At 53.6% G+C, this 22400-nt stretch carries 22 protein-coding genes and 3 tRNA genes; 16 read left to right on the top strand and 9 right to left on the bottom strand.

The window, feature by feature from the left end; all coding sequences use genetic code 11:
- Nucleotides 1-28: 28 nt before the first annotated feature.
- Entirely contained in the window at nt 29-1105 is a 1077-nt protein-coding gene (locus OOJ59_RS09295; protein WP_038636989.1) for a GGDEF domain-containing protein, read from the bottom strand.
- Between the two features lie 251 nt (nt 1106-1356).
- Here OOJ59_RS09295 and OOJ59_RS09290 point away from each other — a divergent pair, with 251 nt between their 5' ends.
- A complete protein-coding gene (locus OOJ59_RS09290; protein ID WP_074458506.1) occupies nt 1357-1593 on the top strand; it encodes a DUF1435 domain-containing protein in 237 nt (78 codons plus the stop codon).
- Between the two features lie 36 nt (nt 1594-1629).
- On the opposite strand, the gene OOJ59_RS09285 is transcribed toward OOJ59_RS09290, so the two are convergent.
- The 4 genes from OOJ59_RS09285 to rsmC all read right to left on the bottom strand — a co-directional run bounded on the left by OOJ59_RS09285 (nt 1630) and on the right by rsmC (nt 3203).
- A tRNA-Leu gene (locus tag OOJ59_RS09285) sits at nt 1630-1715 on the bottom strand.
- Between the two features lie 32 nt (nt 1716-1747).
- Nucleotides 1748-1834, bottom strand: a tRNA-Leu gene (locus OOJ59_RS09280).
- Nucleotides 1835-1862: 28 nt separating this feature from the next.
- Nucleotides 1863-1949 (bottom strand) — tRNA-Leu (locus tag OOJ59_RS09275).
- A 222-nt stretch (nt 1950-2171) separates the two neighbouring features.
- Nucleotides 2172-3203, bottom strand: coding sequence for a 16S rRNA (guanine(1207)-N(2))-methyltransferase RsmC (rsmC, locus tag OOJ59_RS09270; RefSeq protein ID WP_160955831.1), 1032 nt, complete (start codon nt 3201-3203; stop codon nt 2172-2174).
- A gap of 103 nt (nt 3204-3306) precedes the next feature.
- Here rsmC and holD point away from each other — a divergent pair, with 103 nt between their 5' ends.
- The 8 genes from holD to OOJ59_RS09230 all read left to right on the top strand — a co-directional run bounded on the left by holD (nt 3307) and on the right by OOJ59_RS09230 (nt 9693).
- Nucleotides 3307-3720, top strand: a complete 414-nt coding sequence (gene holD / locus OOJ59_RS09265) for a DNA polymerase III subunit psi (protein ID WP_038636992.1) — start codon at nt 3307-3309, stop codon at nt 3718-3720.
- Complete coding sequence (gene rimI / locus OOJ59_RS09260; protein WP_038636994.1) at nt 3689-4135, top strand: ribosomal protein S18-alanine N-acetyltransferase; 447 nt, start codon at nt 3689-3691, stop codon at nt 4133-4135. Before holD ends, rimI begins: the two co-directional genes overlap by 32 nt.
- Nucleotides 4136-4149: 14 nt before the next feature.
- Nucleotides 4150-4830, top strand: a complete 681-nt coding sequence (yjjG, locus tag OOJ59_RS09255) for a pyrimidine 5'-nucleotidase (RefSeq protein WP_008786125.1) — start codon at nt 4150-4152, stop codon at nt 4828-4830.
- A gap of 92 nt (nt 4831-4922) precedes the next feature.
- Nucleotides 4923-6512, top strand: coding sequence for a peptide chain release factor 3 (gene prfC, locus OOJ59_RS09250; protein ID WP_006686587.1), 1590 nt, complete (start codon nt 4923-4925; stop codon nt 6510-6512).
- A 306-nt stretch (nt 6513-6818) separates the two neighbouring features.
- The gene (gene osmY, locus OOJ59_RS09245; protein WP_038636996.1) at nt 6819-7436 is read left to right on the top strand and encodes a molecular chaperone OsmY; all 618 of its coding nucleotides are present in this window, start codon (nt 6819-6821) and stop codon (nt 7434-7436) included.
- Between the two features lie 127 nt (nt 7437-7563).
- A complete protein-coding gene (locus tag OOJ59_RS09240) occupies nt 7564-7725 on the top strand; it encodes a DUF1328 domain-containing protein (RefSeq protein WP_003019081.1) in 162 nt (53 codons plus the stop codon).
- 121 nt (nt 7726-7846) lie between these two features.
- Nucleotides 7847-8920 carry a patatin-like phospholipase family protein gene (locus OOJ59_RS09235; protein WP_038636998.1) on the top strand — a complete coding sequence of 358 codons (1074 nt, stop codon included), beginning with the start codon at nt 7847-7849 and terminating at the stop codon, nt 8918-8920.
- Complete coding sequence (locus tag OOJ59_RS09230; RefSeq protein WP_137351356.1) at nt 8917-9693, top strand: metal-dependent hydrolase; 777 nt, start codon at nt 8917-8919, stop codon at nt 9691-9693. Before OOJ59_RS09235 ends, OOJ59_RS09230 begins: the two co-directional genes overlap by 4 nt.
- Before the next feature lie 64 nt (nt 9694-9757).
- Here the strand turns inward: OOJ59_RS09230 and OOJ59_RS09225 are convergent, their stop codons facing one another.
- Both OOJ59_RS09225 and OOJ59_RS09220 read right to left on the bottom strand, forming a co-directional pair.
- Entirely contained in the window at nt 9758-10621 is an 864-nt protein-coding gene (locus OOJ59_RS09225) for a YjjW family glycine radical enzyme activase (protein ID WP_085048355.1), read from the bottom strand.
- Complete coding sequence (locus OOJ59_RS09220) at nt 10593-12143, bottom strand: YjjI family glycine radical enzyme (RefSeq protein WP_160955830.1); 1551 nt, start codon at nt 12141-12143, stop codon at nt 10593-10595. The genes OOJ59_RS09225 and OOJ59_RS09220 overlap by 29 nt, the downstream gene beginning before the upstream one ends.
- A 261-nt stretch (nt 12144-12404) precedes the next feature.
- On the opposite strand from OOJ59_RS09220, the gene deoC reads away from it, so the two are divergent.
- The 4 genes from deoC to deoD all read left to right on the top strand — a co-directional run bounded on the left by deoC (nt 12405) and on the right by deoD (nt 16721).
- Nucleotides 12405-13184: a deoxyribose-phosphate aldolase gene (gene deoC / locus OOJ59_RS09215; RefSeq protein WP_003019042.1), complete on the top strand. Its 780-nt coding sequence runs from the start codon at nt 12405-12407 to the stop codon at nt 13182-13184.
- A 107-nt stretch (nt 13185-13291) separates the two neighbouring features.
- Nucleotides 13292-14614: a thymidine phosphorylase gene (deoA, locus tag OOJ59_RS09210; RefSeq protein ID WP_069324099.1), complete on the top strand. Its 1323-nt coding sequence runs from the start codon at nt 13292-13294 to the stop codon at nt 14612-14614.
- A 51-nt stretch (nt 14615-14665) separates the two neighbouring features.
- A complete protein-coding gene (gene deoB / locus OOJ59_RS09205; protein WP_160955829.1) occupies nt 14666-15889 on the top strand; it encodes a phosphopentomutase in 1224 nt (407 codons plus the stop codon).
- Nucleotides 15890-16001: 112 nt separating this feature from the next.
- Entirely contained in the window at nt 16002-16721 is a 720-nt protein-coding gene (gene deoD / locus OOJ59_RS09200) for a purine-nucleoside phosphorylase (RefSeq protein ID WP_000224864.1), read from the top strand.
- A gap of 87 nt (nt 16722-16808) precedes the next feature.
- On the opposite strand, the gene lplA is transcribed toward deoD, so the two are convergent.
- Together lplA and OOJ59_RS09190 are read right to left on the bottom strand one after the other, a co-directional pair.
- Nucleotides 16809-17825, bottom strand: coding sequence for a lipoate--protein ligase LplA (gene lplA, locus OOJ59_RS09195; protein ID WP_160955416.1), 1017 nt, complete (start codon nt 17823-17825; stop codon nt 16809-16811).
- A 15-nt stretch (nt 17826-17840) separates the two neighbouring features.
- Nucleotides 17841-18476 carry a YtjB family periplasmic protein gene (locus OOJ59_RS09190; RefSeq protein ID WP_038637011.1) on the bottom strand — a complete coding sequence of 212 codons (636 nt, stop codon included), beginning with the start codon at nt 18474-18476 and terminating at the stop codon, nt 17841-17843.
- A 116-nt stretch (nt 18477-18592) separates the two neighbouring features.
- Between OOJ59_RS09190 and serB the strand changes: the two genes are divergently transcribed.
- The 3 genes from serB (at nt 18593) to nadR (ending at nt 22377) form a co-directional block, all read left to right on the top strand.
- Nucleotides 18593-19561: a phosphoserine phosphatase gene (serB, locus tag OOJ59_RS09185; RefSeq protein WP_121529979.1), complete on the top strand. Its 969-nt coding sequence runs from the start codon at nt 18593-18595 to the stop codon at nt 19559-19561.
- Between the two features lie 60 nt (nt 19562-19621).
- Nucleotides 19622-21004 carry a DNA repair protein RadA gene (radA, locus tag OOJ59_RS09180; protein WP_003829944.1) on the top strand — a complete coding sequence of 461 codons (1383 nt, stop codon included), beginning with the start codon at nt 19622-19624 and terminating at the stop codon, nt 21002-21004.
- 140 nt (nt 21005-21144) lie between these two features.
- On the top strand, nt 21145-22377 hold the full coding sequence (gene nadR / locus OOJ59_RS09175; protein WP_160955417.1) for a multifunctional transcriptional regulator/nicotinamide-nucleotide adenylyltransferase/ribosylnicotinamide kinase NadR: 1233 nt from the start codon (nt 21145-21147) through the stop codon (nt 22375-22377).
- The last annotated feature ends 23 nt before the right edge of the window (nt 22378-22400 follow it).

Below are 22400 nucleotides of genomic sequence, written 5' to 3'. Positions count from 1 at the left end.
CGATGACGGATGCCACCGCACAGATAGCTCAGAGTGAAGGGCGGTTTACCCTCAGCTCATCGCTGACCAGCGTGTTGTTACGCCCAAGATTTTTCGCCTCGTACAGGGCTTTATCCGCTCTGGCGATAGCGGCCTCAATATCCTGCTCTACCAGCGGCGCAATGCCGATACTGACGGTCACGTTGGTTGCCACGTTTTCGTTAAACATGTGGGGGATTTTAAGGTCGTACACTTTCTGACGAATACGCTCGGCGGCGGCCTGTGCCTGCTGCGGATCGATCGCGGTCAGCAAAACCATGAATTCTTCGCCGCCGAATCGCGCCACCACATCCCGGGATCGTACGGAATCACGAATGGCGGCTGAGACGCGGATCAGCGCCTGGTCGCCCATCATATGCCCGTAATGATCGTTATAGGCTTTGAAGTGGTCGATATCCAATAACAGCACGTAGTGTTTCGAGTTGCTCAGCGCCAACAGCGTATCGAGTCTGTGTTGCAGTCCCCGGCGGTTATACAAACCGGTAAGCGGGTCAAGCATGCTGAGTCCGTTGAGCGTTTCCCGTTCCTCAAGCAGTTTGTACATCAACTGCTGGGCGAAACCATCGTAGCGCTTTTGTATCACATGTTGGATGGCGATCCCGGCCATCGGTAACGCCATAAAATAGAAAATTCGTAAACTATGCTCGTTGCCGCTAAGCCATAAACAGACGGCGACGGAGGGGAGAGAATGAAGCGTAAACGCGATGATATTATTGGCGAAAGCAATAGATCCAATAAACAGCACGCTGAGCAGTGCGATTAACAGAAAATAATAGTCATTATGACCGAGTGTGGAATATTTCTGAAAAATATGGAATGCCCATAACAAGCCAAAGATTATTGAAATAAAAGGGAGATTAATTTTTTTATCCGTGTATTTCCCATGCCATATAAGCAGCAGCGTACTGGTGATCAGTATCAGCAGAGCCGGTACAGATAAGGCTTTGACGGCAAAAAGTGGGAAAAAAAGCGTAAACAGCGCGGAGACTGCGTTGAGAAGCAGAAACAAACGCAAAGAGAGTTGATATTTTTTAGTGCGCAGAGTTCGCCAGGATTGTACTGTCATAGTAAATATTGTTAGTTATCTGTAATATACGAAGATGTGTTGGTAAATAAAACAAATAACGAACGGGGTATCATTCGCTGAGGTCTTTATTTTTAGTTGAAGCGTTAACCGGCGAGCAATTTATCACCTTAGATTATTCATGTCATCAATCGTTAAGTAAAACTCATATAATTGATAGTGCCTCCCAGCTGACAAATGAGAAAACATATCATATGATATTGGTTATCATTATCAATGTCATAGGTGGAACCATGTTGCAACGTACGCTGGGCAGTGGATGGGGAGTTCTGCTGCCGGGGATACTCATTGCCGGGATGGCATTTACCGACCTGTCGGTCAATGTATGGAAGGTAATGATTGTATTAGGATTACTATTGACTTCGCTCATGCTATACCACAAGCGCTTACGGCATTTTATTCTGTTACCTTCATGTGCAGCGCTGATTGGCGGCATTGTGTTGGTAATGATGAACTGGAATCAGGGATAAGCAAAACAGGGGAAAAAGAGAAGGAAATAAGATAATTGGTGCGAGGGGGGGGACTCGAACCCCCACATCCTAAGGACACTAACACCTGAAGCTAGCGCGTCTACCAATTCCGCCACCTTCGCACAGTCATCTTATTTTTTTGATATCGCCTCGTTGGTGCGAGGGGGGGGACTTGAACCCCCACGTCCGAAAGGACACTAACACCTGAAGCTAGCGCGTCTACCAATTCCGCCACCTTCGCCCAGTGCGAGCAATATCAACGTGGATTATGGTGCGAGGGGGGGGACTTGAACCCCCACGTCCGAAAGGACACTAACACCTGAAGCTAGCGCGTCTACCAATTCCGCCACCTTCGCATACCATCGACACTCAAAAAGTATCGTTACCACGGAGGCGAATTCTAGAGATTTTATGCAGGGCGTCAACAGTTAATTATCGAACTTAACGTGATTGCCGAAAAAAAAGGCGTTTCTACGGTTTTTGGCGTTTTATCCAGGCCGGATAAGCGATAGCGCTATCCGGCGTTGCTCAGTGTCACGTCTGGTGGCAGCGTAAATGCCTGATCCAGCCTTGATCAGTTAGGCTTTTTTCGCCTGACGCGTCATGATGGTGCGATAGACCTTGAAGCGTCCGGTCTGTGCGATAACTTCATGGAATCCGAATACCTCATCCAGCACCTTCGGATAGGGCAGGAAGGCGTTCGCCACGATACGCAGTTCACCGCCGCTGTTGAGATGACGCACCGCGCCGCGAATCAGCGTTTGCGCGGCATCGAGGCTGGTCTGCATCCCATCATGGAACGGTGGGTTGGAGATGATCATATCAAAGCGGCCCGTCACGTCAGAAAAAACGTTGCTGGCGATCACATCACCTTCAATACCGTTGGCGGCAAGCGTGGCGCGGCTGGCTTCAACAGCGGCTGCACTTACATCACACAGGGTTAAGCGGACTTTGGGCGAATGGCTGGCTAAAGCGACGGAGAGTACGCCTGCGCCACAACCGACATCCAGAACTTTACCTTTGGTATGCGGCGTCAGAGTGGAGAGTAGCAATTGGCTGCCAACATCCAGGCCGTCACGGCTGAATACGCCCGGCAGCGTTTTGATGGTCAGATTATCAACCTGATATTCATCCCAGTATTTTTCTGCATCAAAGACCGGCTGTTTTTCCAGACGACCGTGGTACAGGCCACAGCGACGCGCGCTGTCGACTTTATTCAGCGGTGCGTATTCGGCCAGCATCTGCTCTGCGCTACGTACGCCGCTGCGGTTCTCACCCACAACAAAAACATCGCTGCCCACCGGTAACAGCGACAAAATGTTCATCAGCTGGAACTGCGCTTCCGGCTTATTCTTCGGCCAGTAGTAGATTAGCGTATCGCTATCGGCAACGTCATCGGCCTTAGCGATGAGGCTGAAACGGACGTTGTCACCCATCTGGCGGTTCAGCACCTGCCAGTGGTGAAGTTGTTGAGTGTGCGCACGGCTGGCGGCTCTTTCGAAGTGGGCAGGCAGATCATCCTGCAAATCACCGGCAAACAGAATACGGCTTTGTTCGAAATCATCACTGTGGCGCAGCAAGACTTCACTTGCCGGGGTAAAAGCAGACATGGAGTGCTCCTTAAATTGTACAGCCGGGGATTATAGTTGTTTGATGGCACGGATTCGACAAATTTGCTATATTTGCGCCCCTGATAGACAGGAGTGTTTCGCTATGACATCCCGACGAGACTGGCAGTTACAGCAACTGGGCATTACGCAGTGGTCGCTGCGTCGTCCTGGCGCACTGCAGGGCGAAATCGCGATCTCCATTCCTGCGCATATCCGTTTAGTGATGGTTGCTGCACAGCTACCCGCGCTAACCGAACCGTTAATGAGCGATATTTTACGCGCAATAACCGTCAGCCCGGATCAGGTTTTACAATTGACGCCTGACCGTGTCGCCATGCTGCCGCAGGGCAGTCGCTGTAATAGTTGGCGGCTGGGAACCGAAGAGCCACTACTGCTGGAAGGCGCTCAGGTCGAGAGTCCTGCGTTTAATGAATTACGGGAAAACCCAGCGGCCCGCGCCGCGTTATGGCAACAAATCTGCGCATATGAACACGATTTCTTCCCTCGAACCGACTGATTTACCTGCAGCATTTCAGATTGAAAAACGCGCCCACGCTTTTCCGTGGAGTGAAAAAACATTTGCCAGCAACCAGGGCGATCGCTACCTCAATTTTCAGTTGAGGGTTGACGACGTGATGGCCGCCTTTGCGATTACGCAGGTGGTACTGGATGAAGCTACGCTGTTCAATATCGCCGTCGATCCTGACTTTCAGCGCCAGGGCCTGGGGCGCGAGCTACTGGAGCACCTGATCGATGAGCTGGAAAAGCGCGGCATTTTGACGCTGTGGCTGGAAGTGCGCGCCTCAAATGCTGCCGCTATCGCGCTGTATGAAAGCCTGGGCTTTAACGAGGCGACGATCAGGCGCAATTATTATCCGACGGCCGATGGTCATGAAGACGCCATTATCATGGCATTGCCAATCAGCATGTAAGACAAGGTGTAATGATGAAGAAGTGGGACTGGATTTTCTTTGATGCCGACGAAACGCTGTTTACGTTTGACTCGTTTACCGGCTTACAGCGGATGTTTCTCGACTATAGCATTACCTTTACCGCTGAAGATTTTCAGGACTACCAGGCCGTGAATAAACCGCTATGGGTGGATTATCAAAACGGCGCGATTACGTCATTACAATTGCAGCATGCCCGTTTCCAGAGCTGGGCTGAACGCCTGAAGGTCGAACCAGGCCAGCTTAATGACGCATTTATCAATGCGATGGCTGAGATCTGCTCGCCGTTGCCAGGGGCGGTCTCTCTGCTCAATGCGATTCGTGATAAAACGAAAATTGGCATCATTACTAACGGCTTTACGGCGTTGCAGCAAATCCGCCTTGAGCGGACGGGGCTGCGCGACTATTTCGATCTGCTGGTGATTTCTGAGCAGGTTGGGGTAGCAAAACCCGATCCCCGTATTTTTGACCATGCGCTGGAGCAGGCGGGCAATCCTGACCGTTCCCGCGTGCTGATGGTGGGCGATACCGCAGAGTCCGATATTCTTGGCGGCATTAACGCCGGGCTATCCACCTGCTGGCTAAATACGCACCATCGCGAGCAGCCAGCAGGCATTCAGCCGACCTGGACGGTCGCGTCATTAAGCGAACTGGAGCAGCTCCTGTGTAAACACTGATTGCCTCCCCCCCGTTGATGGGTAAAATAGCCGCAATTTTTCGTATTCAACTTGCACGGCCCGTTGCCGTGCTTACCTAAGAAGATTTGACTATGACGTTGTCTCCTTATTTGCAAGAGGTGGCCAAACGCCGCACTTTTGCCATTATTTCTCACCCGGATGCCGGTAAAACGACCATTACTGAAAAGGTGCTGTTATTCGGACAGGCGATTCAGACCGCCGGTACGGTAAAAGGCCGTGGCTCCAGCCAGCATGCGAAATCTGACTGGATGGAGATGGAAAAGCAGCGTGGTATCTCCATTACCACCTCTGTGATGCAGTTTCCGTATCACGACTGCCTGGTGAATCTGCTGGACACCCCGGGGCACGAAGACTTCTCCGAAGATACTTACCGTACCCTGACGGCGGTGGACTGCTGTCTGATGGTTATCGACGCCGCGAAAGGCGTTGAGGATCGTACCCGCAAGCTGATGGAAGTTACCCGTCTGCGCGATACGCCGATCCTGACCTTTATGAACAAACTCGACCGTGACATCCGTGACCCGATGGAGCTGCTGGATGAAGTCGAGAACGAGCTGAAAATCGGCTGTGCGCCGATCACCTGGCCGATTGGCTGCGGGAAGCTGTTCAAGGGCGTTTATCACCTTTATAAAGACGAAACTTACCTGTACCAGACGGGTAAAGGCCACACCATTCAGGAAGTGCGCATTGTTAAGGGGCTGAATAACCCGGAACTCGATGCCGCCGTGGGCGAAGATCTGGCGCAGCAGTTGCGCGACGAGCTGGAGCTGGTGCAGGGCGCGTCTAACGAGTTCGACCATGATCTGTTCCTCGCGGGCGAAATCACCCCGGTCTTCTTCGGTACCGCGCTGGGTAACTTCGGCGTTGACCATATGCTGGACGGCTTAGTGGAGTGGGCGCCTGCGCCGATGCCGCGTAAAACTGATACCCGCACCGTGGAAGCCTCAGAAGAGAAGTTCACCGGCTTCGTGTTTAAAATCCAGGCCAACATGGATCCGAAACACCGTGACCGCGTGGCGTTCATGCGCGTGGTTTCCGGTAAGTACGAGAAAGGCATGAAAATGCGTCAGGTGCGCATTGGTAAAGACGTGGTGATCTCCGATGCGTTGACCTTTATGGCCGGTGACCGTTCTCATGTGGAAGAAGCGTATCCGGGCGATATTCTCGGTTTGCACAACCATGGCACTATTCAGATCGGCGATACCTTCACCCAGGGTGAAATGATGAAGTTCACTGGTATTCCGAACTTCGCGCCGGAGCTGTTCCGTCGTATTCGCCTGAAAGATCCTTTGAAGCAGAAACAGCTGCTGAAAGGGCTGGTTCAGCTGTCGGAAGAGGGGGCGGTGCAGGTCTTCCGTCCAATTGCTAATAACGATCTGATCGTGGGCGCTGTTGGTGTGCTGCAGTTCGACGTGGTGGTTTCGCGTCTGAAGAGCGAGTACAACGTTGAAGCGATTTATGAGTCGGTCAACGTGGCGACCGCGCGCTGGGTAGAATGTTCTGACGTGAAAAAATTCGAAGAATTTAAGCGTAAAAACGAAGTTCAGCTGGCGCTGGACGGCGGCGATAACCTCACCTATATCGCACCGACCATGGTTAACCTGAATCTCACCCAGGAACGTTACCCTGACGTTCAGTTCCGCAAAACGCGCGAACACTAATCGCCTCCCAGGGCACGGTATTCGCCGTGCCCTGCAACTTTCCCTGTCTTTTAAATCCCTTGCGGAATGTTCTTAAAACCTCTCGTTTTTCTGTTGTTTGCCTGTTTTTTAGTCAATCTGGACTGCGATCACGAAATCCTGAACTATATTTAACAATGTGATGACATAAATATCGGCGTTAAATGCTATTTAGGCTGCCTGTTGCAGCTTCTATTGCTGATATTTATTCCACTTACAAGATTAGTTGCTGGTTAACGCCGTTTACGGCAGACCATCGCTTTTAGCAAAACATACAGGAATACATCGATGACAATGACAGGACTTAAGATTTCTAAAACGCTGCTGGCCGTGATGCTGACCTCCGCTGTTGCAACGGGTTCTGCTTTTGCAGAAAACGCCACGACGGATAAAGCGCAATCTGGTGTCGAAAGTGCGGGGCAGAAAGTCGATAGCTCTATGAACAAAGTCGGTAATTTCATGGATGACAGCACTATCACAGCAAAAGTAAAAGCTGCGCTGGTGGATCACGAAAGCATCAAGAGCACCGATATTTCTGTGAAAACAGACCAGAAAGTGGTGACGTTAAGCGGGTTTGTTGAAAGCCAGGCACAGGCTGAAGAAGCCGTGAAAGTGGCCAAAGGCGTTGAGGGCGTAACCTCAGTGAGCGACAAACTACACGTACGCGACAGCAAAAGCACATCCGTAAAAGGCTATGCGGGCGACACGGCAACCACCAGCGAAGTTAAAGCAAAACTGCTGGCTGATGACATTGTCCCTTCCCGTAAAGTGAAAGTAGAGACCACTGATGGAGTGGTTCAACTTTCCGGCACCGTTGACTCAAAAGCACAAAGCGATCGTGCTGAGAGCATCGCCAAAGCCGTTGATGGCGTGAAAAGCGTCAAAAACGACCTTAAAACTCAGTAATTCGACTTAATTCGTCCTCCTGACGTTTGTCGGGAGGCGTGTTGTGCACCACACTAAAAATATCGCCGATGAGCAGCCTGAGCGCTCATAACAAGCGGTGACATTAACTATGGTAAAGGAGAAGCGCATGTTTCGATGGGGCATCATATTTCTGGTTATCGCGTTAATTGCCGCCGCACTGGGTTTTGGTGGACTGGCTGGTACCGCTGCAGGCGCAGCGAAAATTGTTTTCGTGGTGGGGATCATTCTGTTTCTGGTCAGCCTGTTTACAGGGCGTAAACGACCCTAGTCAGTAAACCGTAAAGATAACTTGCTACCAAGCCAGTCCAGTGGACTGGCTTTTACGGTTTTAGCGTCAGGCAATTTGCGTTACTTTGTTGTTCCAGTACAAAAATAACAGGAAGGCAGAGGTGGGGCAGAGAATACCCGTCACGCTCGGTAATATTGCGCCGTTATCGTTACGTCCGTTTCAACCAGGCAGTATGGCGCTGGTGTGTGAGGGTGGGGGACAAAGAGGAATCTTTACCGCTGGCGTACTGGATGAGTTCATGCGTGCGCAGTTCAATCCCTTTGACCTTTACTACGGGACGTCCGCCGGGGCGCAAAACCTTTCAGCCTATCTGTGTAACCAGCCCGGTTACGGTCGTAAAGTCATTATGCGTTACACCACCCGCCGTGAGTTTTTTGACCCGGTGCGCTTTGTGCGCGGGGGAAACTTAATCGATCTCGACTGGCTGGTGGATTCGACCGCATCCCAGATGCCGCTGGCGATGGATAACGCCGAGCGTCTGTTTGCCTCTGGGAAAGCGTTTTATATGTGCGCCTGCCGGGGTGATGATTATACGCCTGGTTATTTTTCGCCAAACCGGCAAAACTGGCTCGATCTCATTCGCGCCTCCAGCGCTATTCCGGGATTCTACCGCACTGGCGTTGCGCTGGACGGTGTGAACTATCTGGACGGGGGAGTCAGCGATGCCATACCCGTACAGGAAGCGGCGAAGCATGGCGCAAAAACGCTGGTGGTGATCCGCACTGTGCCTTCGCAAATGTACTACACCCCGCAGTGGTTCAAACGTATGGAGCGCTGGCTGGGCGAAAGCAGTCTGCAACCGTTGCTGAATTTGGTCCAACACCATGAAGCCAGCTATCGCGCGATCCAGAATTTTATTGAAAAGCCGCCGGGTAAGCTGCGAATCTTTGAGATCTATCCGCCTAAACCGCTCCACAGCATGGCGCTGGGCAGCCGTATTCCGGCGCTGCGAGAAGACTATAAGACCGGGCGTTTGTGTGGTCGTTACTTCCTGGCCACCGTCGGCAAGTTGTTGGCGAAAAACGCGCCATTGCCTCGTCAGACGCCGAAGATTGTCGTGCCGGGACCGGTGGTGGTTCCTCCCGCACCGGTGGCCAACGATGCCCACGCGCCCGTGGTGACCAATGCGCCTCAGGCTAACGATACAACGTTTGATAGCGAGGATCTGGCGTGAGTTTTCGTTTCATTGATACACATTGTCACTTTGATTTCCCGCCGTTTACCGATGATGAGCCCGCCAGCATTCAACGTGCCGCGGCGGTCGGTGTGAATTGCATCATTGTTCCGGCGACACAGGCGGCAAACTTTTCCCGCGTACTGGCGTTAGCGGAAAAGTATCCGCCATTGTTTGCTGCTTTGGGTCTGCATCCCATTGTTATTGAACAACACGGCGATGACAGTCTGGACCAACTGCAGCAGGCGCTGGATACGCGCCCGCAAAAGCTGGTAGCCGTAGGCGAGATTGGACTGGACCTTTATCGGGACGCTCCGCAATTTGATAAACAAGAACGGGTGCTGGACGCGCAGCTTAAACTGGCGAAGCGTTACGAACTGCCGGTGATCCTGCATTCGCGACGGACTCATGACAAGCTGGCGATGCATCTGAAACGCCATGCTCTGCCACGAACCGGCGTGGTGCATGGTTTTTCCGGGAGTCTGCAGCAGGCGCAACGCTTTGTGCAACTGGGGTACAAAATTGGCGTTGGCGGCACCATTACCTATCCACGCGCCAGTAAAACCCGTGAGGTGATGGCGCAATTGCCGCTGGAATCACTCCTGCTGGAAACCGATGCGCCGGACATGCCGCTCAATGGTTTTCAGGGGCAGCCCAATCGCCCCGAGCAGGCCCTCAGAGTCTTTGAGACATTATGCGAACTGCGTCAAGAGCCTGCGGACGTGATAGCAGATGCGCTGTATCGCAATACGACCGCGTTGTTTAATGTGTGATTGTTGGGCCTGGATGGCGGCTGTGCCTTATCCGGCCTACCTATGATGTCGTCGCATCCGGTAATCACAGATACAGCGCCGGGAAAATCAGGTTATCCACCCCACGCTCGCGCAATCCTGCCGCCAGTTGCTCCACATCCTCTGGCGTTGCGCTCGGCCAGTCTTTTGCTTCGCCATACACCCCATGCGCATGAAAGGCATTCAGTCGCACCGGTACCTCGCCTGACTGCTTAATGAACGCCGCCAGCGCATCAATATGCTGCAAATAATCCACCCGATCGGGGATCACCAACAGGCGTAGCTCAGCAAGCTTGCCCTGCCTTGACAGAAAGGTAATGCTTTGTTTAATCAGCGTATTATCTCGACCGGTAAGCTGGCGATGGCACGTGCTATCCCAGGCTTTTAAATCGAGCATTACCCCGTCGCACACCGGCAATAGTTTTTGCCAGCCGGTTTCGCTCAGCATGCCGTTGCTGTCGACCATGCAGGTCAGATGTTGCAGCAGAGGATCGCTTTTGAGCGCGGTAAACAGCGCCACAATAAACGGCAACTGGGTAGTCGCTTCACCACCGCTGACCGTAATTCCCTCAATAAACAGGGCTGCCTTGCGAATATGCTGCAGCACCTGATCAACGCTCATGGTTTGCGCCATCGGCGTCGCCTGCTGCGGGCACAGGCGCAGGCAGGTGTCGCACTGCTGACACACATCGGACTGCCACCATACTTTTCCTGCACTCAGGCTTAGCGCTTCATGCGGGCAATGCAGCACACATTCTCCGCAGTCGTTGCAGCGCCCCATCGTCCATGGATTGTGGCAGTTCTTACAGCGCAGATTACACCCTTGCAGGAACAGAGCCAGGCGGCTGCCCGGCCCGTCGACGCAGGAGAAAGGGATCAGTTTACTTACTGAAGCGCATCTGCTGTTCATGGCTTATCACACGAGGTTGTCGTTCCAGAATGCGCGTATTGCGTGCGGCCTCTTCACCAAGCCAGGTGGTGTTAGTGCGAGATCCTTCGGCACGATATTTTTCCAGATCCGACAGGCGCACCATATAGCCCGTGACGCGGACCAGATCGTTGCCGCTCACGTTGGCGGTGAATTCACGCATTCCGGCTTTAAACGCGCCGAGGCACAGTTGCACCAGCGCCTGTGGATTACGCTTGATGGTTTCATCCAGCGTCAGGATATCGCTGATCCCGGCGTGATAATATGCGTGATGCGGCGCGACGGTTTGCAGGTGGGTGATCGGGTCAGGTTCATCACCATAAGGCAGACGCGCGCCGGGCGTGGTGCCGATGTCAGAACTGATCCCCGACTGTGCATGCAGCATCGCGCGCTGCTGCCAGCCATACTTCACCGGCGTGCGTTCGACAAACTCCGCCAGTTGGGCGCTAATGCGATACCCGAGCTGATTGGCGAACGCATCTTTCCCGTAGCGGGCGCTTTGTCCTGCCTTTTCGCACAGCAGGTTTACCGCTTCCGCCAGACCATACATCCCGAACATCGGCACAAAACGTTCGGGATCAATCAACCCTTCCTGCACGAGGAAGCTATTCTCAAAGAAATGTGATTTCGTGTAGAGGAATTCACATCGTGAATCAATGATGGCGATTTGCTGCTGGCAGTAGTGCGGTAGGGTGCGTGTAAAGAAGTCATCGACAGAGGTGCTGCGCTCTGCGATGGCTTTCAGATTGAGCCTGACCAGCGTGCTGCCGCCCCCGGCGAGCGGTAAAGAGTTGTAACAACTCACGACGCCATACTGACCTTTTGTGAATATTTTATCATTTGCGGGGCCGTTGGATATGTGCGGCTTACTGCACTCGCAGATATTTTGCGCCACGTTGAGCAGCAGATCATCAGGGGTAATTTGCGGATCATAAATGAATGTCAGATTCGGTGAAACCTGCTTTAACTCTGCATCTGCACGTAAAATTGCGCGGGTGACTGGCGTATCGGCAGGGCCGATATTGGCATGCATAAACGCGTCTGGCAGGGTTCTGTCGAGATAACGCCAGAAACGTTTTATTCGAATATCGATCTCTTCCTGTGTTAGAATTCTAACATACGGTTGCAACAGAGCGTCGAGCTGACCGAGGTAGACCGGCATCGAGGTCACTGACGGAACGTGGTGGTACAGGATGGTGAGCAAGGACAGCGCATCATCAAGGTCGCTGGCGCCTTCAAGCTCCAGCCATGAGGAACCGTTGGCCAAAAAATGCGCGTAATCAGGCAGCACATAGCGCGGTTTGAACGGGGCATGACCTTCGTACATATCGCAGATCACCCCGTCATCCAGCGCCTGACGGGCCTCAGCGGGCAGTGGCGGATAAGGCAGCGCGTTTTCAGCCTCCAGCGCCAAAAAGTGGCGTTTCTGCTCAGGACTGAGCGTCGGGCTGGTCACGATTTGTTGGCACCGCTGTTGCAGCGCGAATTCGCTTGAAGTGGGCATCGTTGGTTCCTTTATGTGCCGAAGGTATAGCGCCATTGTAGAAAGCTATGCCGCTGCAACCTTTGATCCGGATGCGTCTGATGCCACCGCACCTGTGGGGTAAAGGTAAATTATTTGAAGTGGATCTCATTAGAGTAATGCAAATCTGTATGTGGTTTTCATTAACTGTGATGTATATCGAAGTGTAATCGCGAGCGGATGTTAGAATACTAACAAACTCGCAAGGTGAAATTTTATACGGCGATGCCGTTGGAGAATGTTATGACCGATTTAACAGCAAGCAGCCTGCGTGCACTGAAACTGATGGATCTGACCACCCTGAATGACGACGACACCAATGAAAAAGTGATCGCGCTGTGTCATCAGGCGAAGACCCCGGTTGGCAACACGGCAGCAATTTGCATCTATCCACGTTTCATTCCTATTGCGCGTAAGACCCTGAAAGAGCAGGGCACACCGGATATCCGTATTGCCACCGTCACCAACTTCCCGCACGGCAATGACGACATTGAGATCGCGCTGGCTGAAACCCGCGCGGCGATTGCCTACGGTGCTGACGAAGTTGACGTGGTGTTCCCGTATCGTGCGCTGATCGCGGGTAATGAGCAGATTGGTTTTGATCTGGTTAAAGCCTGTAAAGATGCATGTGCGGCAGCAAATGTGCTGCTGAAAGTGATCATCGAAACTGGTGAGCTGAAAGAAGAAGCCCTGATTCGCAAAGCGTCTGAAATTTCTATCAAAGCGGGTGCTGATTTCATCAAAACGTCTACCGGTAAAGTACCGGTCAATGCGACGCCGGAAAGCGCACGCATCATGATGGAAGTGATCCGTGATATGGGCGTTTCTAAAACCGTTGGATTCAAACCCGCTGGCGGCGTACGTACTGCAGAAGATGCACAGCAGTTCCTGGCGATTGCCGACGAACTGTTTGGCGCTGACTGGGCAGATTCCCGCCATTACCGTTTTGGCGCATCCAGCCTGCTGGCGAGCCTGCTCAAAGCGCTGGGTCACGGCGACGGTAAGAGCGCAAGCAGCTACTAAGTTTGAATTGCCCATCGTAGGCCGGATAAGGCGTAAGCCGCCATCCGGCATCAATACGACTAGCCGGGGAGCGCACTGCTTACCCGGCCCATAATCGGGAGGTTACCGTGTTTCTCGCACAAGAAATTATTCGTAAAAAACGTGATGGTCATGCGCTGAGCGATGAAGAAATTCGTTTCTTTATCAATGGGATTCGCGACAACACCATCTCTGAGGGGCAAATCGCCGCCCTGGCGATGACCATTTTCTTCCACGATATGACAATGCCTGAGCGAGTTTCGCTGACCATGGCAATGCGTGATTCAGGAACCGTGCTGGACTGGAAAAGCCTGCAACTGAACGGCCCGATTGTGGATAAACACTCTACCGGCGGCGTGGGCGACGTAACGTCGCTGATGTTAGGCCCGATGGTGGCTGCCTGTGGCGGCTATATTCCGATGATTTCCGGGCGCGGCCTGGGTCATACCGGCGGTACGCTCGATAAACTGGAAGCGATTCCTGGGTTTGATATCTTCCCGGACGACGCGCGTTTCCGTGAAATTATTAAAGACGTGGGTGTGGCGATTATTGGGCAAACCAGCTCGCTCGCACCGGCGGATAAACGTTTTTATGCCACCCGCGATATTACCGCGACGGTGGATTCCATCCCGCTGATTACCGGCTCTATCCTGGCGAAAAAGCTGGCGGAAGGGCTGGATGCGTTGGTGATGGATGTAAAAGTAGGCAGCGGCGCGTTTATGCCGACCTATGAACTTTCTGAAGCCCTTGCCGAAGCAATTGTCGGCGTGGCGAACGGGGCGGGTGTGCGTACCACCGCGCTGTTAACTGATATGAACCAGGTGCTGGCTTCCAGCGCAGGTAACGCGGTAGAAGTCCGCGAGGCTGTTCAGTTCCTGACAGGTGAATACCGTAATCCACGTCTGTTAGATGTCACCATGGCGCTGTGCGTGGAAATGCTGATCTCCGGCAATCTGGCGAAAGATGACGCCGAAGCCCGCGCGAAATTGCAGGCGGTGCTGGACAACGGTAAAGCGGCGGAAATTTTTGGCCGTATGGTTGCGGCGCAGAAAGGCCCGACCGACTTCGTCGAAAACTATGCGAAGTATCTGCCGACGGCGATGCTCAGTAAAGCCGTCTATGCTGATACCGAAGGTTTCGTCAGCGCGATGGATACCCGTGCGCTGGGTATGGCAGTCGTTTCTATGGGCGGCGGACGCCGTCAGGCATCGGACACCATTGATTACAGCGTCGGCTTTAGCGACATGGCCCGTTTGGGCGACAGCGTAGACGGACAGCGTCCGCTGGCGGTGATCCACGCGAAAGATGAAGCCAGCTGGCAGGAAGCGGCGAAAGCGGTCAAAGCGGCAATCAGCCTTGACAATAAAGCGCCAGAAATTACACCGACAGTCTATCGTCGTATAACCGAATAACTGTATACTGATCTGATCGCTTTTTTGCGGCGCAGATGTATGGAGAACAAGATGAAACGTGCATTTATTATGGTGCTGGACTCCTTTGGTATTGGTGCGACTGAAGATGCGGATCGCTTTGGCGACGTAGGCTCAGACACTATGGGACACATTGCAGAAGCCTGTGCGAAAGGTGAGGCTGACAATGGTCGCAAAGGCCCACTGAATCTGCCTAACCTGACCCGTCTGGGCCTGGTGAAAGCTCACGAAGGTTCTACCGGTAAAATTGCTGCTGGTATGGACGGTAATGCGGAAGTCATTGGCGCCTACGCATGGGCGCATGAACTCTCTTCCGGGAAAGATACGCCGTCTGGCCACTGGGAAATCGCCGGAGTGCCGGTTCTGTTTGACTGGGGTTACTTTAGCGACCACGAAAATAGCTTCCCGCAGGAACTGCTGGATAAGCTGGTAAAACGTGCCAACCTGCCGGGTTACCTCGGTAACTGCCACTCTTCCGGTACCGTGATTCTGGATCAACTGGGCGAAGAACATATGAAAACCGGGAAGCCGATTTTCTATACCTCCGCTGACTCCGTGTTCCAGATTGCCTGTCATGAAGAGACCTTTGGCCTGGATAAACTCTACGAGCTGTGCGAAATCGCGCGTGAAGAGCTGACCGAGGGCGGTTACAACATCGGTCGTGTTATCGCGCGTCCGTTTATCGGTGATAAAGCCGGTAACTTCCAGCGTACCGGTAACCGTCACGACCTGGCCGTTGAGCCGCCAGCGCCGACCGTGCTGCAGAAACTGGTTGACGAGAAAAAAGGTCATGTTGTCTCTGTCGGTAAGATCGCGGATATTTACGCCAACTGCGGTATCACCAAAAAAGTGAAAGCGACCGGCCTGGATGCGCTGTTCGACGCCACGATTAAAGAGATGAAAGAAGCGGGTGACGAGACCATTGTCTTCACTAACTTCGTGGACTTCGACTCTTCCTGGGGTCACCGCCGCGACATCGCGGGCTATGCTGCTGGTCTGGAACTGTTTGACCGTCGTCTGCCGGAGCTGATGGAACTGATGGGTGAAGATGACATTCTGATCCTCACCGCCGACCACGGCTGCGACCCGAGCTGGACCGGTACCGACCATACCCGTGAGCACATTCCGGTGCTGATCTACGGTCCGAAAGTGAAACCGGGCTCTTTAGGTCACCGTGAAACCTTCGCGGATATCGGCCAGACGCTAGCGAGCTACTTCGGTACGTCGCCAATGGACTACGGTAAAAACATGCTGTAATGCCCGTTGCCGGATGGCGGCTGCGCCTTATCCGGCCTACCAGGAATCGTTTGTAGGCCGGATAAGGCGCAGCCGCCATCCGGCAAAAACAACAATGTAAAAGGAACTGAAGATGGCAACTCCACATATTAATGCAGAAATGGGTGATTTCGCTGACGTCGTATTGATGCCGGGCGACCCGCTGCGTGCAAAACATATTGCTGAAACTTTCCTCGAAGATGTTCGTGAAGTGAACAACGTTCGCGGCATGTTAGGTTTCACCGGGACTTACAAAGGCCGTAAGATTTCTGTTATGGGCCACGGTATGGGTATCCCATCCTGCTCTATCTACACCAAAGAGCTGATCACCGATTTCGGCGTGAAGAAAATCATTCGCGTCGGCTCCTGCGGCGCTGTGCGTATGGACGTCAAACTGCGCGACGTGGTGATCGGTATGGGCGCCTGCACCGACTCCAAAGTGAACCGTATCCGTTTTAAAGATCATGACTTTGCGGCTATCGCTGACTTTGACATGGTACGTAACGCGGTTGATGCGGCAAAAGCGCTGGGCGTTGACGCGCGCGTAGGCAACCTGTTCTCCGCTGACCTGTTCTACTCTCCGGACGGCGAAATGTTCGACGTGATGGAAAAATACGGCGTACTGGGCGTGGAAATGGAAGCTGCGGGCATCTACGGCGTTGCTGCTGAGTTTGGTGCGAAAGCGCTGACCATCTGCACCGTGTCCGACCATATTCGTACCCACGAGCAGACCACGGCCGCTGAGCGTCAGACGACCTTCAACGACATGATCAAAATCGCGCTGGAATCTGTTCTGCTGGGCGATAAAGAGTAAGACTGTGTGATGCCCGGTGACGCTGCGCTTACCGGGCCTCGCGATCGTAGGCCGGATAAGGCGTAGCCGCCATCCGGCTTTTTTTTATTAACGCACCGCTCCGGCAATCCATGCCGACAGTTCCCGCAGTTCTTTTTCTTGCTCCGGGAAATCAACCAGCAGCGCCTCGCACTCCTGTTGCAGCATATCCGCGCGATACAAACACCCTTGCAACCGCCCCGCCAGCGCTTCCAGTGGCGCGGGATTGAGGCTGTCGGTAAAGACCTGTGCACGGGTGATATGACCTTTTTCGACGTTGAAGTGTAGCTCGACGCCGCCCCAGGTGAAACGCTCGTCCAGCAGATGGCTGAACGCTGGCGCCTGGCCGAAATTCCACTCCCAACTGCTCTGGCGCGCAAAGGTTTCGGCAAAATTCGGCAGATCCGGCGTTTTATCCGGGGATATTACTTCTGCTTCGACGCGCTCGCCGTAATGGGCGAAAAAGGCGTCCGTGACCGCCTGACAGACCTGTTCATGGGTGATGCCCGGTAATAGCTCGGTAAGATTGGCCACGCGGGAGCGAACGGAGGTAATCCCTTTCGCCGCGAGTTTCTTTTTATCCGGATTCAGATAGTTCGCCAGGCGGCTGAGGTCTGCATTCAGCAGCAGCGTACCGTGATGGAAGCCGCGATCTTTGGTTTCGCGATAGGCTGAACCAGAGACTTTGCGATCGCCGTCCGGCGTTTTCACCACCAGATCGTTGCGTCCCGAAGCATCGGCCATAACGCCCAATGAATTCAATGCATTGAGTACGATAGCGGTAGAGATAGTTTTGTCGTATTCCGGTTTGCCGGCCATAAAGGTAAAGCAGGTATTGCCTAAATCATGGAACACCGCGCCGCCGCCGCTGCTGCGACGGGCGAGCCGCACGTTATCCTCTTCCATACGGCGGGTATTACACTCTTTCCATGGGTTTTGCGCCCGGCCAATCACCACCGTATCGGCGTTACGCCATAAGAACAGAACGCGTTGCGTAGCGGGCATCTGGCGAAATATGCACTCTTCAACCGCCAGGTTAAACCACGGATCGTAAGAGTCTGAGATAAGCAGGCGCAGGGTAGTCATAGCGATTTCCTTTTCTTAATCATCTTTATCTTCTTCCTGCACCGGTTTGTTGGCGGTAAGCAGGAACGGCGATTGTTGCCAGCGGGTGCGCTTACCTTGCAGTAAGGTGCGGGTCAGCACCACGCCAATCGCCAGTGACAGGAGCAGCATAAGGCGTAGAATGTTGGTGGTGTTATCCACCTGTTTGGCCTCGGTGGCGAGCGTGTGGGTATCCAGCGTCAGGCGCAGATAGCCCAGTGGACCATTTTTGCCTTGAATGGGTTCGACAATCTGCTGGTTAAAATAGCCCCCGGCTTTTTTACCGTCCAGCGCCAGTCGGTCACGAACGTTGACGCTCTCACCGGTACGAGTAATCAGGTCTCCCTGTTCATCGTACACGCCCGCATCCAGAATACGGCTGCTTTCCGTCAGTTGCGTGAGCACTGCTTTAATGCGCTTTTCATCCGGCGTTTCGGTATGCATCAGCGGCGCGACGTTTAATGCGACCTGACGTGCCAACGTACGGGCCAGCTCTTCCAGTTGCGGATTACGTTGTTGCTGGTGGCTTTGACTAAACCAGGATGCGCCCTGCATCAGGGCGACGAGCAGCGCCAGGCAGGACAATACAATCACTGCACGATGTAGTCGGAATTTCAGTTTTGTGCGAGCCATATTCCACCTGCTGAAAATTTGAGACTTAATGTTGCCAGAAGCGCTGGTTACAGGGTAGCCTCATGCGTTATTTTCCCCTGGATGATTCCGACCCGAACGATTTTACAGGAGCTTTAATGCCTAACATTACCTGGTGCGATCTACCTGAAGATGTCTCTCTGTGGCCAGGTCTGCCCCTCTCTTTAAGTGGCGATGAAGTCATGCCGCTGGATTACCACGCGGGCCGTAGTGGCTGGCTGCTGTATGGTCGCGGGCTGGATAAACAACGTCTCACGCAATACCAGAGCAAACTGGGCGCGGCGATGGTGATCGTGGCCGCCTGGTGCGTTGAGGATTATCAGGTGATTCGCCTGGCGGGTTCGTTAACGCCGCGTGCGGCAAAACTGGCGCATGATGCCAGACTGGATGTTGCGCCACTCGGCAAGATTCCACATCTGCGTACGCCGGGTTTGCTGGTGATGGATATGGATTCAACGGCGATCCAGATCGAGTGCATTGATGAAATCGCGAAGCTGGCCGGCACCGGCGAGATGGTTGCCGAAGTCACTGAACGTGCGATGCGCGGTGAACTGGACTTTACCGCCAGCCTGCGCAGCCGTGTGGCAACGCTGAAAGGCGCGGATGCCAATATTTTGCATCAGGTACGCGAAAATTTACCGCTGATGCCTGGTCTGACTCAACTGGTGTTGAAGCTGGAAACGCTGGGTTGGAAAGTGGCTATCGCCTCCGGCGGGTTTACCTTCTTTGCGGATTATCTGCGTAATAAGTTACGTCTGACGGCGGCTGTAGCAAACGAGCTGGAGATCATGGACGGGAAATTTACCGGCAATGTGATTGGCGATATCGTCGATGCGCAATACAAAGCCAATACGCTGACCCGTCTGGCGCAAGAGTATGAGATCCCGATGGTGCAGACGGTGGCGATCGGCGACGGCGCGAACGATCTGCCGATGATTAAAACCGCAGGGTTGGGCATTGCGTATCATGCCAAACCCAAAGTGAATGAAAAGACAGAGATTACTATCCGTCACGCCGATCTGATGGGGGTGTTCTGCATTCTCTCCGGCAGTATGAACCAGAAATAGTGTTGATGCCGGATAAGCGTCAGCGCTATCCGGCAAAAGCGTTAACGAAAGAGGTAAAACGTGGCAAAAGCTCCAAAACGCGCCTTTGTTTGTAATGAATGCGGGGCCGATTACCCGCGCTGGCAGGGGCAATGCAGCGCCTGCCAGGCCTGGAACACCATTACCGAGGTGCGCCTTGCCGCGTCGCCGACGGTGGCGCGTAACGAGCGGCTCAGCGGCTATGCCGGGAATGCGGGTGTCGCAAAAGTGCAGAAGCTGTCTGACATCAGCCTTGAGGAATTGCCGCGTTTTTCCACCGGATTTAAAGAGTTTGACCGCGTGCTGGGCGGTGGGGTGGTACCTGGCAGCGCTATTCTGATTGGCGGTAACCCTGGCGCGGGCAAATCGACGTTGCTGCTGCAAACGCTGTGCAAGCTCGCCGAGCAGATGAAAACGCTGTACGTCACCGGCGAAGAGTCGCTACAGCAGGTGGCGATGCGCGCGCATCGGCTTGGCCTGCCGACGGCGAATCTGAACATGCTGTCGGAAACCAGCATCGAACAAATTTGCCTGATTGCCGAAGAAGAACAGCCGAAGCTGATGGTGATCGACTCCATTCAGGTGATGCACATGGCGGATATTCAGTCTTCGCCGGGCAGCGTGGCGCAGGTGCGCGAAACGGCCGCTTACCTGACGCGCTTTGCCAAAACGCGCGGCGTGGCGATTGTGATGGTAGGTCATGTGACGAAAGACGGATCGCTGGCCGGGCCAAAAGTGCTAGAGCACTGTATCGACTGCTCGGTACTGCTCGACGGCGATGCCGACTCCCGTTTCCGTACCCTGCGTAGCCATAAAAACCGCTTTGGCGCGGTGAATGAGCTGGGCGTCTTTGCCATGACCGAGCAGGGCCTGCGTGAAGTCAGTAACCCTTCCGCTATCTTCTTAAGCCGTGGCGATGAAGTTACTTCCGGTAGTTCGGTGATGGTGGTCTGGGAAGGTACGCGTCCGCTGCTGGTAGAGATTCAGGCGCTGGTCGATCACTCAATGATGGCGAACCCGCGTCGCGTGGCGGTCGGTCTGGAACAGAACCGTCTGGCGATTCTTCTGGCGGTGCTGCATCGTCACGGCGGCTTGCAGATGGCGGATCAGGATGTGTTCGTCAACGTGGTCGGTGGTGTCAAAGTCACCGAAACCAGCGCCGATCTGGCGCTGCTGCTGGCAATGGTCTCCAGCCTGCGTGACAGACCGCTACCGCAGGATTTAGTGGTCTTTGGCGAAGTGGGACTGGCGGGCGAGATTCGCCCGGTGCCGAGCGGCCAGGAACGTATTTCTGAAGCGGCGAAGCATGGCTTCCGTCGGGCGATTGTGCCTGCCGCCAACGTCCCGAAAAAAGTGCCGGAAGGGATGCAGGTTTTTGGCGTTAAAAAGCTTGCAGATGCGTTAAGCGTGTTTGACGACTTATAATCCTCTGTATGCAGTGATGTTGTATAATTTGCCGGATGGCGACGCAATGCGTCTTATCCGGCCTACGGATTGATGTTGTAGGCCTGATAAGCGAAGCGCCATCAGGCAGTGTTACGCGATTTTTCCAGCAGGAGGCTCTTGTGTCATCGTTCGAATATCTCAAAACCGCCATAAAGCAAAAGGGCTGTACCCTGCAACAGGTGGCGGATGCCAGTGGCATGACCAAGGGATATTTAAGCCAACTGCTGAATGCCAAAATCAAAAGCCCCAGCGCGCAAAAGCTGGAGGCGCTGCACCGTTTTCTCGGGCTGGAGTTTCCGCGCCAGCAGAAAAATATCGGTGTGGTATTCGGTAAGTTTTATCCGCTGCACACCGGCCACATCTATCTGATCCAGCGTGCCTGTAGTCAGGTCGATGAGCTGCATATCATCATGGGTTATGACGATACGCGCGATCGCAGCCTGTTTGAAGACAGCGCCATGTCGCAACAGCCGACGGTGCCCGATCGTTTACGTTGGCTGCTGCAAACATTTAAATATCAGAAAAATATCCGAATTCATGCCTTCAACGAAGAGGGCATGGAGCCGTATCCGCACGGTTGGGACGTGTGGAGCAACGGCATCAAAACGTTTATGCAGGAGAAGGGGATCCAGCCAAACTGGATCTACACCTCTGAAGAGTCAGATGCCCCGCAGTATCTGAAACATCTGGGGATCGAAACGGTGCTGGTGGATCCGAAACGGACGTTTATGAGCATCAGTGGCGGGCAAATCCGCGAAAACCCGTTTCGCTATTGGGAGTATATTCCCACCGAAGTGAAGCCGTTTTTCGTGCGCACCGTGGCGATCCTTGGCGGGGAGTCGAGCGGAAAATCCACGCTGGTGAACAAGCTCGCCAATATCTTTAACACCACCAGTGCGTGGGAATACGGGCGTGATTACGTCTTCTCCCATTTGGGCGGCGACGAGATGGCGTTGCAATATTCCGACTACGATAAGATTGCCCTCGGACAAGCACAATACATTGATTTTGCTGTCAAGTATGCCAATAAAGTGGCGTTTATCGATACCGATTTCGTGACCACTCAGGCATTCTGTAAAAAGTACGAAGGGCGTGAACACCCGTTTGTGCAGGCGCTGATTGATGAGTACCGTTTTGACCTGGTGATCCTGCTGGAAAACAACACCCCATGGGTGGCGGATGGTTTGCGTAGCCTTGGCAGCTCGGTTGACCGAAAAGCGTTTCAGTCGCTGCTGGTCGGGATGCTGCAGGAAAACAATATCGATTTCGTGCACGTTCAGGAACCTGACTACGATGGTCGATTCCTGCGCTGCGTGGAGCTGGTGAAAGAGTTGATGGGCGAGCAGAGATAGGTTAAATGCCGGATAGCGCCGCG

Source organism: Citrobacter sp. W9, assembly GCF_026719375.1.
Taxonomy (GTDB): Bacteria; Pseudomonadota; Gammaproteobacteria; order Enterobacterales; family Enterobacteriaceae; genus Citrobacter; species Citrobacter werkmanii.
This window is presented reverse-complemented; position numbering and strand designations above follow the sequence as displayed.